The 13,558-nt window shown below is 33.0% G+C and carries 12 protein-coding genes; 3 read left to right on the forward strand and 9 right to left on the reverse strand.

All coding sequences use genetic code 11. The features are described 5' to 3' along the window. Positions 1 to 257 precede the first annotated feature (257 nt). The 7 genes from Q0616_RS08610 to Q0616_RS08640 all read right to left on the reverse strand — a co-directional run bounded on the left by Q0616_RS08610 (position 258) and on the right by Q0616_RS08640 (position 8,939). Positions 258 to 1,397: a M28 family peptidase gene (locus tag Q0616_RS08610; protein ID WP_171623204.1), complete on the reverse strand. Its 1,140-nt coding sequence runs from the start codon at positions 1,395 to 1,397 to the stop codon at positions 258 to 260. A gap of 35 nt (positions 1,398 to 1,432) precedes the next feature. Next, entirely contained in the window at positions 1,433 to 2,113 is a 681-nt protein-coding gene (locus tag Q0616_RS08615) for an NAD-dependent deacylase (protein ID WP_298776501.1), read from the reverse strand. 494 nt (positions 2,114 to 2,607) lie between these two features. Beyond that, entirely contained in the window at positions 2,608 to 4,410 is a 1,803-nt protein-coding gene (locus Q0616_RS08620) for an acyl-CoA dehydrogenase family protein (protein ID WP_260544323.1), read from the reverse strand. 87 nt (positions 4,411 to 4,497) lie between these two features. After that, positions 4,498 to 5,679, reverse strand: a complete 1,182-nt coding sequence (locus tag Q0616_RS08625) for an acetyl-CoA C-acyltransferase (protein WP_171623201.1) — start codon at positions 5,677 to 5,679, stop codon at positions 4,498 to 4,500. Between the two features lie 28 nt (positions 5,680 to 5,707). After that, on the reverse strand, positions 5,708 to 6,052 hold the full coding sequence (locus Q0616_RS08630; protein ID WP_171623200.1) for a four helix bundle protein: 345 nt from the start codon (positions 6,050 to 6,052) through the stop codon (positions 5,708 to 5,710). Between the two features lie 42 nt (positions 6,053 to 6,094). Beyond that, entirely contained in the window at positions 6,095 to 8,494 is a 2,400-nt protein-coding gene (locus tag Q0616_RS08635; protein ID WP_260544330.1) for a 3-hydroxyacyl-CoA dehydrogenase/enoyl-CoA hydratase family protein, read from the reverse strand. Continuing rightward, the gene (locus Q0616_RS08640) at positions 8,478 to 8,939 is read right to left on the reverse strand and encodes a MarR family transcriptional regulator (RefSeq protein WP_171623198.1); all 462 of its coding nucleotides are present in this window, start codon (positions 8,937 to 8,939) and stop codon (positions 8,478 to 8,480) included. Before Q0616_RS08640 ends, Q0616_RS08635 begins: the two co-directional genes overlap by 17 nt. A gap of 325 nt (positions 8,940 to 9,264) precedes the next feature. Here Q0616_RS08640 and Q0616_RS08645 point away from each other — a divergent pair, with 325 nt between their 5' ends. Together Q0616_RS08645 and Q0616_RS08650 are read left to right on the forward strand one after the other, a co-directional pair. Next, on the forward strand, positions 9,265 to 11,214 hold the full coding sequence (locus Q0616_RS08645; RefSeq protein ID WP_260544334.1) for a KUP/HAK/KT family potassium transporter: 1,950 nt from the start codon (positions 9,265 to 9,267) through the stop codon (positions 11,212 to 11,214). 122 nt (positions 11,215 to 11,336) lie between these two features. Further along, a complete protein-coding gene (locus tag Q0616_RS08650; protein ID WP_188319655.1) occupies positions 11,337 to 11,663 on the forward strand; it encodes a YegP family protein in 327 nt (108 codons plus the stop codon). Between the two features lie 108 nt (positions 11,664 to 11,771). Here the strand turns inward: Q0616_RS08650 and Q0616_RS08655 are convergent, their stop codons facing one another. Beyond that, entirely contained in the window at positions 11,772 to 12,236 is a 465-nt protein-coding gene (locus Q0616_RS08655; RefSeq protein WP_284584109.1) for a DNA starvation/stationary phase protection protein, read from the reverse strand. A 253-nt stretch (positions 12,237 to 12,489) separates the two neighbouring features. On the opposite strand from Q0616_RS08655, the gene Q0616_RS08660 reads away from it, so the two are divergent. Further along, complete coding sequence (locus Q0616_RS08660) at positions 12,490 to 13,017, forward strand: hypothetical protein (protein ID WP_171623194.1); 528 nt, start codon at positions 12,490 to 12,492, stop codon at positions 13,015 to 13,017. A gap of 62 nt (positions 13,018 to 13,079) precedes the next feature. Here the strand turns inward: Q0616_RS08660 and Q0616_RS08665 are convergent. Further along, a partial coding sequence (locus Q0616_RS08665) for a peptide chain release factor-like protein (RefSeq protein ID WP_298776509.1) occupies positions 13,080 to 13,558 on the reverse strand: 479 nt, incomplete at its 5' end.

Here is a 13,558-nt window from a genome sequence, read left to right on the forward strand (position 1 = left end):
ATAAACAAATTCATTAGAAGTGACGAATGATAAACTTAATTGGTTAACCATTAACTTAAATGGAGGTTGTATGCACTAAAATGCACTTTTTCTATATCGGTTGTATATCCATTCTATATCCACGCTATATCCATTCTATATCCATTCTATATGGTTTGTTCGATGCTCGTATATCGAAGAATTAATTCCCCATTAGACAAAAAAAGTAACTATTTAGCTAAAAAAGACAATTTATTACAGCAATGAGGAGCAACAATTTATTTTTTTATGATTTTAGAGTGGTATTGATTTGAGTTTACATTGATGAAATAAACACCAGTCGTAAGGTGTTCTAAATTTATTTGCGAGACAGCTGTTTGAAATTTTTTATCATAAACCTGCACTCCTACTTCATTGTATATGGTAATTCTTGGCTGCTGCAAAGTCTGAGAAAAATAAAGGTAGTTCTTTACTGGATTTGGATATACCTGTAAAGTAGAAATCGGATGATTTGTTGTATTCAACTTCTCTTGTGCTTGAGAAAAATGCAACAACGTCGCTAATGCTCCTTTGGCCACTTCTGTAAGATAAGTGAGATCTAAATGATCGATTATATCTTGAGAGGTATGCGCATAAGGAGTTTGATTTTGCTCGAAAAGTCCCGTTATCGGATAACCAACTGCTTGAAAAGGCATATAATCGGAACTGTAAGCATTCGATATTTTAGTTTGAAGCGATGTGTACAAGGGGAAAATAGTTGCCATTTGATTGGTTAATTCTGACGAAGCTGCATTATTCGATGTTGGATTGCTTTCGTCTTGTTCGCAAATAATTGTCGTGTTTGCCTTGTTTGCTACTCCACCAACCTCATCTATATTGAGTACAGCTTTAATTTTTAGACTTTGAGGAACCGCAATTTTATTAACATATTCTTGACTTCCGATCAAACCACGTTCTTCTCCTGTGAAATGTATAAATTTGATTGAATAATCGGTTTCAATATCTTTCATTAATCGAGCAATTTCCAATAAAGTTACGGTACCCGAGCCGTTATCATTTGCTCCAGGTCCATTTAAAGTATCGTAATGCCCATCAATAATAATGAATTCGTCAGGGTATTTTTTACCCATTTTTGTTACAATAAGATTATACCCAACATTTCCAAAAACATTTACCGATTGCTGCTCAATCTGAGTATATCCATATTTTACATAATAAGACTTTAACCAACTGAAGGTGTAATCATGCGCCGAAGATCCTACGGATTTAATCCCAAAATCTTGAAATTTTTGTAATTTTTGTTGAACAGAATCATATTTCACTTGATCTACGATTGATTGGTAATAAGTGTTAACTTCTTGTGCATTTAACGTTATAGAAGCTAAAAGAACAAAATAAGGTAAAAATATATACTTCATGAACTATGATTTTAAACAATTTAAAACGTAAAATTCTAAAATTTATTCAAAATAGTTTTTAAATCATCTAAGCTTTCTGTTGCTTTTTTCTTGATATGAATAATTGAAGAATCGGTATAAGAATCTGAAGGATCAATATACAGAATAGGCACATTTGGTTTTACATAATCTTTGAGCGAAGCAGCGGGATATACTTGCATCGATGTTCCAATAATCATCAAAATATCTGCTGTCAAAACCTCATCAATTGCATTTTCTATTTCAGGAACCATTTCTCCAAACCACACAATATGCGGACGAAGCTGATTTCCGTCTTCTGCTAAATCGCCAAGTTTGATTTCGTTATTCCAATCAACAATCAACTTTTCGTTTTTTTCGCTACGTGCTTTTCTTAACTCACCATGTAAATGAATCACTTTAGAAGAACCAGCTCTCTCATGCAAATCGTCTACATTCTGAGTGATAATCGAAACATCAAAATCCTGTTCTAACTCTTTTAGAAAAAAATGCGCTGCATTTGGTTCAACTTTGAACAATTGTTTGCGACGTTGATTGTAAAAATCTTGAACCAATTTCGGATTTCTAAGGTAACCATCAATAGAAGCAACCTCCATAATATCGTGATTTTCCCACAATCCGTTTGCATCTCTAAAAGTAGATAGTCCACTTTCGGCACTAATTCCTGCTCCCGTTAAAACCACCAATTTCTTTTTCATTGTATTGTTTTATAACGTAAATATAACGTTATAAAACAAGAAAACTCCACTTTTACAAATGGATTTTTTTAGGTTATTTCATCTTTCTTAATTCATCTATTTTCACCAAACACATCACACAAAATGTAACAAACATGGTTAGCGTAAGAATAATAGCGTTAGTTAACATAAGCTTTGGTTTTATGGATTAATATTTTTATTAAAGTTACTATGAAACATTCTTCTGAAATAATTTTTTAGATATAAAAACACACTTAACTTATTTATTTTTAATGAATAAACATTATTATTTAACCAAAAAAAACCTCAATTGGAACACAACTGAGGCCTTTCTCTACTAAAACTTAAGTACCATGAAAACTCAACTAACTTATATAAATACTAGTACTTGACTTATATTCATCAAACGATATACCAAATTAATATTCAAGCTATTAAATATAAAAAAAGCAGTCAAAATTGACTGCTTTAGATAATTTAACTTTAAAATAGTATTAGAACGTGTATTTATTTTCTTTGATTAAAAGATCTGCGATTTCAGTTTTTAAGTTCACTATGTTTGGATATTCGTTGTAACGCGTAAACCTTCTTAAACCTGATAACATCATACGTTGCTCATCTCCTTCTGTGAAAGAAATAATTCCGCGAGTTGCTTCTGATTTGATAATCTCAACAGATTTGAATAACTGTAATTGAACTAATTTTTCTGCATTTTTCGCAGCGTCAGCACCTTTTGTATTTGCAATTTTTTCTGCACGTAACATCGCAGATTCTACCATATAAATTTCTTGCATGATACGCGAAGCAGCAATAATCAATTGTTGGTGTTGTTCTAATTCAGCTCCAAATTTTTGTAATGCTGAACCCGCAACCATAAAGAATGCTTTTTTCAGATTAGAAATAATTTCTTTTTCTTGTGCAAATAATTCTGAATAATCTGGAACATCAAAAGATGGAATTGACATTAATTCGTTGGCAACATTCATTGCTGGAGACATTAAATCTAATTTTCCTTTGAATGCACGTTTCACCAACATCGAAATACATAATAAGGTATTGATTTCGTTTGTTCCTTCGTAAATTCTTGAGATACGCGCATCTCTCCAAGCTGCTTCCATTGGCATTTCTTTCGAATACCCCATTCCTCCGTAAATCTGAATTCCTTGATCGGCAGAAACTTGAGCTGCATCAGAAATCCAAACTTTCAAAATAGAAGCTTCAATTGCATATTCTTCGATACCTTTTAACTCGGCTTCGTTATGTGGCATTCCTTTCGCAATATTATCTTCGATTGCATCTTCTACATCTTTTGCCGCGCGATAAGCACCCGCTTCTGAAGTAAACGCAGAAACAGCCATATCAGCTAATTTTTCTTTGATTGCTCCAAATGTATTGATTGATGTATTGAACTGTTTACGTTCTGCTGCATATTGTAAAGAATAATCTAAAATACGACGTTGAGCATCTAAACATGCCGCTCCTAATTTGATACGACCAACATTCAATGCATTCATTGCGATTTTAAATCCTCCGTTTCTTTCTCCTAAAAGATTTTCAACTGGAACACGAACTTCATTAAAGAAAACTTGACGAGTTGATGAAGATACAATTCCTAATTTATCTTCTTCTTCTCCTAAAGAAAAACCAGCACCCGCTTTATCTTTTTCTACGATGAAAGCAGTGATGTTTTTATCCTCATCGATACGTGCAAAAACAATGAATAAATCTGCAAAACCAGCATTTGTAATCCACATTTTTTGACCTGTGATGATGTATTCTTTTCCATCTTCAGAAAGAACAGCTTTTGTTTTTCCCGAATTTGCATCAGAACCTGCTTCTGGCTCAGTTAAACAATATGAAGCAAACCATTCTCCTGTTGCTAATTTTGGTAAATATTTTTGTTTTTGCTCTTCTGTTCCGTATAAAGTGATTGGCATTGTACCAATTCCGGTATGTGCACCGAAAGCTGTTGCTAAAGACCCTGTCGCTCCAGAAATGTAATCGCAAACTAACATTGTAGTAACGAATCCCATTCCCATTCCACCGTATTCTTCTGGAACAGAAATTCCTAATAATCCTAATTCACCAATTTTACGCATTAATTCTTCAATTAACGCATAATCTTTTTTCTCGATTTTGTGTTTATTCGGAACTACTTCTTTATCGATAAATTCTTTTGCTGATTGCAAAATCATTTGTTGTTCTTCTGATAAATCTTCGTAAGTGAAGATGTCGTTAAAAGAGGCATCTTTAATTAAGTATTGACCTCCTATTAATCTATTTGGATTTGTAGACATATTTTTTTGTTGTTTTAGATATTAGATTTTAGAAATGAGAAGTTAGATAAATCAGAAATCTATAATCTAACCTCTCAATTCTGTGTATTATTTTAGATATTCGAAAATTGAAGCTGCCCCTTGACCTGTTCCAACACACATGGTAACCATTCCATATTTGGCTTTACGCGCTTCCATTTCATGTAACAATTGAACGGTTAATTTTGTTCCAGAACATCCCAATGGATGCCCTAAAGCAATTGCACCTCCATTTACATTAACAATATCAGGATTCAGATTCAACTCGCGCATTATCGCAACAGATTGCGAAGCGAACGCTTCATTCAATTCAATTAATTGGATATCTTCTTGTTTAAGACCTGCTTGTTCCAACGCTTTCGGAATAGCGAACATTGGTCCCATTCCCATAATACGTGGTGCTAAGCCAACCGTAGAATACGCCATTAAACGAGCAACTGGCTCAAGACCTAATTCTTTTACCATATCTTCTGACATTACCATTACGAAAGCAGCTCCGTCTGACATTTGCGAAGAGTTACCAGCAGTAACCGATCCTCCTTGTGCAAATACAGGGCGTAACTTTGCTAAACCTTCAATAGACGTATCAGCGCGAGGACCTTCGTCCACTTTGAAATCTATTTTCTTGGTTTGAACTTTTTCTTTATCATCTAAGAAGTTGTATTCAACTCCTATTGGAACGATTTGAGAAGTAAATTTTCCTTCGGCATTTGCTTTTAACGCTTTTTGATGCGAATTGAATGCAAACAAATCTTGGTCTTCGCGAGAAACTTTAAATTCCTTCGCAACTTCTTCAGCCGTTAATCCCATTCCCCAATAATAATCTGGGTGATCTTTTGCTAAAGCTGTTTCTGGAATTGGCTTGTAACCTCCCATCGGAATATACGACATCGATTCTGCACCACCTGCGATGATACATTCTGCCATTCCTGTTCTAATTTTAGCAGCTGCTAATGCAATTGCTTCCGAACCTGATGCACAATAACGATTTACTGTAACACCTGGAACTTTATCTGTATCTAATCCCATTAACGAGATAAGACGTGCCATATTCAATCCTTGTTCTGCCTCGGGCATCGCACAGCCTACGATCAAATCATCGATACGTGCTGGATCTAAAGTTGGATAATCTTGCATTAAACGCTTAATTACTGTAGCAGCCATTTCATCTGGACGCGTAAAACGTAATGTTCCTTTTGGTGCTTTTCCTACAGCTGTTCTATATCCTGTAACTATATATGCTTGTTTCATTTTATTAAAAGTATTATGTATTGTTGTATTATGTATTAAGTGACTTTTTTAACTTAGCTATCATATTTTGTATATGATTCAATTCTTTCAAACATTCATCATTTTCAATATAATTAAGTTTTAATGCAATAATTAATTGAGTTTCTAATTCAAAACTCGAAGCTAAAGCAATAGATAAAAATTGATTAAATTCTTTTTTACTATTTCTACCAGCTCCTTCTGCTATATTCGAAGGAATTGATATTAAACTTCTTTTTATTTGTGATGTCAAACTATATATTTCTTCCTTAGGAAAAGATTTCAAAATTGAATAAACATAAATTGTATAATCAATTGATTTTTGCCAAACAAGTAAATCTTTATAGTTATTCATCTTAATACTTTTTACATTTTACTTAATACAAAAATCAAAATACTAGTTTCTTAAAGGTTTACCTGTTTTCAACATATGTTGGATACGCTCTAACGTTTTTCTTTCGCCACAAAGTGATAAGAAAGTTTCGCGTTCTAAGTCTAACAAGTACTGTTCTGAAACATAAGTCGATTCAGATAAGTTACCACCTGTCATTACATATCCTAATTTATTTGCAATCAAACGATCGTGATCTGAAGCAAAACGTCCAGCAACCATAGAATCTGTTCCGACATAGAACATTCCCATCGCTTCTTTTCCTAACACTTCTACTTTACGTTGAATTGGTTGTGTGTAACCTGCTTCTGCCATAATAATTGCATGCTTCTTCGCTTCTGCAATTTGGCGTTCTGCATTTACCACAACAATATCTTGCTCACGAATAATTCCCATATTCTTCGCTTCATAAGCTGAAGTTGCTACTTTAGCAGTTGCGATATTCATGAAATTATCACGCAAATGATTTACTTTTACATCATCTTTCAATGCAAATTCTGTTGCACGGCGCGCAAATTCTTTTGAACCTCCACCACCTGGGATCAGACCAACTCCAACCTCAACCAAACCAATGTAAGTTTCGGCAGCAGCTACAATTTTATCGGCATGCATCGACATTTCACAACCTCCACCAAGTGTCATTCCATGAGGAGCAACAACGACTGGAATAGATGAATAACGAACACGCATCATGGTATCTTGAAACATTTTGATTGCCATGTTCAACTCCCACCAATCTTGCTCAGCAGCCATCATCATAATCATTGCTAAATTAGCTCCAACAGAGAAATTGTCGCCTTGGTTACCAATCACAACTCCACGATAATCTTTTTCAGCTAACTCGATTCCTTTATTAATTCCTTGTAAAACTCCTCCTCCAAGAGAATTCATTTTAGAACGGAATTCGATATTAATGATACCATCACCTAAATCTTGAATTGAACATTCTTTGTTTGACCAAATTTCGTTGGTTTTTCTAATGTTATCCAATACGATAAATGCATCTTGACCAGGAATTAATTCGAATTGTTTTGAAGATTGATTATAGAATAATTTCTTTCCATTTTCAATTTTATAGAAAGAATCCGCTCCAGTTTCTGCCAATTCTTTTACCCAATCCGAAACCTTGAAACCTTCTGATTCTACTAATTGAATTCCGCTTTGTAAACCTACTAAATCCCATGTTTCGAATGGTCCATATTTCCAAGCGTAACCAGTTTTTAACGCATCATCTATTGGATAAAGAACATCGGTTATTTCTGGAACACGTTGCGAAACATAAGCAAATAATGACGCAAAATGTTTACGGATTAATTCTCCTGCTTTTCCTGAGTCTTTCAATAAAATACCTAATTTATTACGCATAGAACCCGCATTTTTAGCAGTTTCTACAGCTGTAACTTTTGCACGTTCCATCGGACGATATTCTAACGTATCAAGATTTAACGCAAAACGATTCGTGTTTCCGTCTTTGTCAATCTCTTTGTAATAGAATCCTTTTTTGGTTTTATCGCCTAAGAATTTTTTTTCGATTAAGAAATTCAAGAATTTTGAATCTTTCAGACCTTGAATCATTTCGTCGTTTGCTGCATTTTGCTGTAAACCTTTTGTTACATTATATGCAGTATCCAAACCAACCAAATCACCCAATTTGAATGTCCCCGTTTTTGGACGACCCAAAATAGAACCTGTTAACGTATCAACTTCTTCAATCGTTAATCCGATTTCTTGCGCCAATTCCATCACTTTTGCCATAGAGTAAACTCCCACTCTATTCCCGATAAAACCTGGTGTATCTTTACATAAAACAGGTGTTTTACCTAAAAATAAAGATGCATAATTTTGGAAAAACTCAATAACAGATTGATCTGTTTGAGGAGTTGGAATAATTTCGAATAATTTTAAGTAACGTGGTGGATTAAAAAAGTGCGTTCCACAGAAATGTTTCTGAAAATCTTCCGAACGACCTTCCGCCATCAAATGAATTGGAATACCAGAAGTATTCGACGTCACTAAAGTTCCTGGTTTTCGGAAGTTGTCGACACGTTCGAAAATAGATTGTTTAATATCCAATCTTTCGATCACAACTTCTATTACCCAATCCGAGTTTTTAATTTTCTCGAAATCATCATCAAAATTTCCTACGGTTATACGAGAAGCAAATGCTTTGTCATAAATTGGTGAAGGATTGCTTTTTAAAGCAGCGTCTAAATGAGTTTGAGCAGTTCTGTTACGAACTACTTTACTCTCTAAAGTAAGTCCTTTCGCTTGCTCTTGTGGTGTAAGCTCGCGAGGAACCATATCTAACATCAAGACTTCGACTCCGATATTTGCAAAATGACATGCAATACCAGACCCCATTACTCCTGATCCTAATACAGTTACATGTTTAACGTGTCTTCTCATAATTGTTTTTAAATATTTTTTTGTCCGATATTAATTGGTTAATCTTATAAATCACTTCCAAGAAAATTTGCATTTTTTCTGGATCGATGTGATTATTAATTGATTCATTAAACTGCAAAACAAAATGTTTTGAAATGTCTCTCATTCGTAAACCTTCCTCTGTCAATGTGATTAAAACACTTCGACCATCTTCTGGATTTGGTTTTCTGACGATAAATTTTCTTGCTTCTAAGTTTTTCAATGTACGTGATAAGCTCGTTGGCTCTATTCCCATTTTAGGCCCTAAAGATGTACTTGGCGTACCTCCCTTTGGATCTATTGATAATAATGTAAAAGCATACACCATAGTGGAATCGTAAGCTCCTGCTTGCTCGTTATACATTTTTTGTACAGAAAGCCATGTTGAACGCAATAAATAATCTATCGTTAAATCTTCTCTTAACATATTTTAGTGTATGTCTAACAAATATAATCTTTTTTTATTATGCAAGCATAACAAAGTTTTAAAAATTAATTTATCTAAATACAATTCATTACAATTTATTAATTTTCAGCAAGATATTAGTTTAAAATAATCCCTTAAAAATAAATACTATGAATAAATAATACTTAAATTTATTCATAATTAACCAAAAGAAAAGAATTGGTGTAAAAATACGCTATGATTAAAATCGAAAATAAATATAAAGTAGCTTTTGTATTATAAATAAATAAGATTGTAAAATCTCTTTTCAACAGCATACATTCGTAGAAATTTTAAAATATTGCTTATGGAATCAAACCATACAATGAATAAAGTAACAGCGGCAACTCTATTAATCGCATTTGGAATCATTTACGGTGACATTGGAACAAGTCCTTTATATGTAATGAAAGCGATAATTGGAGAAAATCGTGTAATTGATGAAGCAATTGTCTACGGAGGCGTTTCGTGTGTTTTTTGGACTTTATGTTTTCAGACTTCGATCAAATATGTATGGTTGACACTAAAAGCAGATAATGATGGTGAAGGAGGAATTTTTTCGTTGTATTCGCTGATCAAGAAAAAAGGTAAAAACTTAATTATTCCAACGATTATTGGCGCTTCTGCATTACTTGCAGACGGTATAATCACTCCACCCGTTTCCGTCTCTTCCGCTGTAGAAGGACTTCGGATGCTAAATGGTTTAGAACACCTCCCTACTATTCCTATTGTTATCTTTATCCTTTCGATGTTATTTTTCTTCCAACGATTTGGAACAAATAAAGTAGGTAAAATATTTGGACCATTTATGGTTTTATGGTTTACGATGCTTTTGGGGTTAGGAGTTTTACACATCGTACATCATCCAAGTATTATTAAGGCTTTAAATCCTTACTACGCTTACAATCTTTTAATGAATTATCCTCATGGATTTTGGATACTTGGAGCCGTTTTCTTGTGTACAACTGGAGCAGAAGCCTTATACTCAGATTTAGGTCATTGTGGTCGAAAAAACATCAGAATCAGTTGGATTTACGTTAAAATCTGTTTAGTTACAAATTACTTAGGTCAAGCAGCATGGTTGATGCATCAAGATAATCCAATGTTAGACGGACGAAATCCTTTTTACGAAATGATGCCAGAATGGTTTCTAATTCCTGGAATTTGTATTGCTACTGGTGCAGCTATTATTGCTTCTCAAGCTTTAATCACAGGTTCATTTACCTTGATCAACGAAGCAATTAACTTAGGTTATTGGCCAAGAACATTGATTATTCAACCTAACGAACACAAAAGTCAGGTTTACATTCCTACAATCAACTTCTTATTGTGGGCAGGTTGTGTATTTATCGTCTTATATTTCCGAGACTCTTCTCACATGGAAGCCGCTTATGGACTTGCAATTACCATTACCATGTTAATGACTACTTTTTTGTTATCGTATTATCTAAATTATTACACCAAATTCAACAAACTATTTATAGTTGCTATTTTATCCATTTTTGTCGCTATCGAAAGCTCTTTCTTTATCGCGAATGTCGTAAAATTTGTAGATGGTGGCTATTTAGCCCTGTTAATGGGATGGTTGTTCTTCGTGATTATGTATTGTAGTTTTTATGGTAAAATTCTCAATTCACGCAACCTCGAATTTGTCAAAATAAAGCGATATGCCAATGTATTAACAGAATTAAGCGAAGACAAAACCATAAACAAATATTCGACTTTCTTGTTTTATTTAACCAAATCTACCAATCCAAAAAACATTGAAAAATACAGTATTCAATCTATCCTATCAAAGCGACCAAAACGTGCAGATGTATATTGGTTTGTCAACATTAATCGTGATAGCGAACCTTATACATTAAATTATAAAATTCTGCCAATTGTTGAGCAAAAAATATACCGAATTACGTTTAATATTGGATTTAGAGTTCAACCCAAAACAGAACAATATATCAAAAAAGTAATCAATGATATGTATGCAAATGGAGAATTGGAATTAAAATACTTGAATCCTTGTCTAAAAAAATACAATCAAGATCCTGACATGAAATTTGTATTAATTGAAAAATTCCCTTCAATTGAAACCAAACTAAGCATGAAAGAATTCTTTACTTTAAAAATATATTACATTTTAAAGAAAATAGAATTTAACATACCGAAATCTTTTGGACTTGAGAAAAATGACGTTGTAATCGAACACATACCGCTATATGTTCATAAAAACAATGTTGACAATTTGAAGAGAATCGAATAAAAATTTGAAATCCTGAAAATTAATTTCAGGATTTTTTTATTGAACCTATTTTTCATCATTCAAACTATCAAATAAATTTTATACATTTATATTCATCATAAACCATTAAATATCTATTTATTATGTTTGAAATTTATCAAGACAAAGCAGGAGAATATCGTTTTCGTTTAAAAGCTAAAAACGGACAAAATATTTTGGCAAGCGAAGGGTACAAACAAAAAGCAAGTTGCGAAAACGGAATCGAATCAGTCCGTAAAAATTCGCAAGATGATTCTAAATTTGAATTGAAAGAAGGAACTTCTGGAAAATGGCATTTCAATTTGAAAGCTACGAACGGACAAATTATTGGAACAAGCCAATCGTACGAAACAGAATCTGGTGCTAAAAATGGAATAGCTTCTGTAAAAACAAATGCGTTAGATGCAGAAGTAAAAGAAGTAGAGGGTTAAAATACAAACCTCTATAAAAAGCTGAAGCCTTGGAAAATCCAAGGCTCAACCTAATTAACACTAATATGAATTAACACTAAAAACTTATGAAGTAAAATAATGTTCACTTTATTTAAGATGCGATCTAAGCATCCAAGCAGTTTTTTGATGTTGTTCTAATAAACCAACTAAGAAATCCGAAGTTGAAATATCGTTGAACTCATCAATTTCTACTACAGCCTGCGCCAAAAAGTCTATAATCACTTCGTGGTCGTGTAGCAAATCAGCAATAAAACTTAAACTATCTTTGTTTTCTGTTTTTCTTGCCTCTGACAAATGAGCTAACTGCAAATACTCTGCCATTGTTGCTGGTGCGTATACATCTTTTTGACGTATTTTTTCCGCAACATCGTCTATGACAATTTGTAACTCGTTATATAACGTTTCAAAATACACATGTATGGTTTGAAAATCTGGACCTTCAATATTCCAATGTGCATTTCTTGTTTTTAAATATAAAATATGCTCGTCTGCTAATAATTTAATTAAAATATCAGCGATTTTTTGTTTTTTTTCTGGCGATAATAATTTCATTTGTTTAAATTTTTATATTGTCTATTTTGATTAACTTTACTACTGCAAAGATAAAACCAGAAAAGCAATAAATTATAGATTTATTAAACCTAATATCTATTCTTTTATAATAAAAAACTATGAACGACTCGTTACGATTAAAATTAATAATGATGTTTATTGAAAAACAGAATTATTATTTTTGATAGGACAAATTTATAGTGGTTTTTTCAATTAGAGCCATTTTTAAACGTTAAATATTAATTAAATTTCTATGAAAAAGTTACTCTTATTTATCATTTCTTTAACCCTAAGCAGTACTATTTATGCTCAAATAAATCAAAACCAACCATTTAATAACAATTGGCGATTTGGTGGTGGTCTTGGATTATCTTTTGGTAATAATGGTTATTTTGGTTTCAATGTTTCTCCAAGTGTTGGTTACATGATTGCTAACAATTTAGAACTTGGTGCTACAGCCGGTTATCAATATGCAAAAGACGATTATGCTAAATTGAATTTATTTAATGCTGGACCTTATGTTAACTTTTTTCCAGTCGAAAATCTTTTTCTTAGAGCCAACTATATGTACTACACAGGGAAACAAAAGTATAACGAACGTTATAACTATAATTACGAAACAAATTTAGATGAATCTGCTTTATGGTTAGGTGCTGGTTATCAATCTTCTGGACCTGTAAGATTTCAAGCAGGTGTTATGTATAACGTATTATACAAAGAAAATGAAAGTATATTCTCTAGCGGATTTCAACCTTTTATGGGTGTATCTATAGGTTTATAATAAACAAAAATCCATCTCAGTCATTGAGATGGATTTTTTTTATTCTATTAATCAGATGAATATTAGAAATCTTCTTCTGATCCTTTCAATTTTTCTGCATTTTCTGCCACTTTCAACGCATCAATCATTTCTTGAATATCTCCATTCATAAAGTTATCCAAATTGTAAATCGACTTATTGATACGGTGATCCGTTACACGTCCCTGCGGATAGTTGTATGTACGAATTTTAGCCGAACGGTCTCCAGTTGACACTAAAGATTTACGTTGAGCCGAACGCTCTGAATGTTTTTTCTCGAATTCTATTTCATACAATTTTGTACGTAACAATTGCAATGCCTTCTCGCGGTTTTTATGTTGCGAACGCGCTTCTTGACAAACAATTACGATACCTGAAGGTTTGTGTGTTAATTGAACTTTCGTTTCAACCTTATTTACATTTTGTCCTCCCGCACCAGACGAACGAGCTGTTTGATATTCTAAATCTGCTGGATTAATCACCACATCCACTTCTTCGGCTTCTGGTAAAACTGCAACAGTAA

Source organism: uncultured Empedobacter sp. (genome assembly GCF_937930195.1).
Taxonomy (GTDB): Bacteria; Bacteroidota; Bacteroidia; order Flavobacteriales; family Weeksellaceae; genus Empedobacter; species Empedobacter stercoris.

What these genes read in the sequence shown, in the direction of transcription:
- Q0616_RS08610 (WP_171623204.1), bottom strand. Translation starts at nt 1,397, where the DNA reads ATGAAGTATATATTTTTACCTTATTTTGTTCTTTTAGCTTCTATAACG.
- Q0616_RS08615 (WP_298776501.1), bottom strand. Translation starts at nt 2,113, where the DNA reads ATGAAAAAGAAATTGGTGGTTTTAACGGGAGCAGGAATTAGTGCCGAA.
- Q0616_RS08620 (WP_260544323.1), bottom strand. Translation starts at nt 4,410, where the DNA reads ATGTCTACAAATCCAAATAGATTAATAGGAGGTCAATACTTAATTAAA.
- Q0616_RS08625 (WP_171623201.1), bottom strand. Translation starts at nt 5,679, where the DNA reads ATGAAACAAGCATATATAGTTACAGGATATAGAACAGCTGTAGGAAAA.
- Q0616_RS08630 (WP_171623200.1), bottom strand. Translation starts at nt 6,052, where the DNA reads ATGAATAACTATAAAGATTTACTTGTTTGGCAAAAATCAATTGATTAT.
- Q0616_RS08635 (WP_260544330.1), bottom strand. Translation starts at nt 8,494, where the DNA reads ATGAGAAGACACGTTAAACATGTAACTGTATTAGGATCAGGAGTAATG.
- Q0616_RS08640 (WP_171623198.1), bottom strand. Translation starts at nt 8,939, where the DNA reads ATGTTAAGAGAAGATTTAACGATAGATTATTTATTGCGTTCAACATGG.
- Q0616_RS08645 (WP_260544334.1), top strand. Translation starts at nt 9,265, where the DNA reads ATGGAATCAAACCATACAATGAATAAAGTAACAGCGGCAACTCTATTA.
- Q0616_RS08650 (WP_188319655.1), top strand. Translation starts at nt 11,337, where the DNA reads ATGTTTGAAATTTATCAAGACAAAGCAGGAGAATATCGTTTTCGTTTA.
- Q0616_RS08655 (WP_284584109.1), bottom strand. Translation starts at nt 12,236, where the DNA reads ATGAAATTATTATCGCCAGAAAAAAAACAAAAAATCGCTGATATTTTA.
- Q0616_RS08660 (WP_171623194.1), top strand. Translation starts at nt 12,490, where the DNA reads ATGAAAAAGTTACTCTTATTTATCATTTCTTTAACCCTAAGCAGTACT.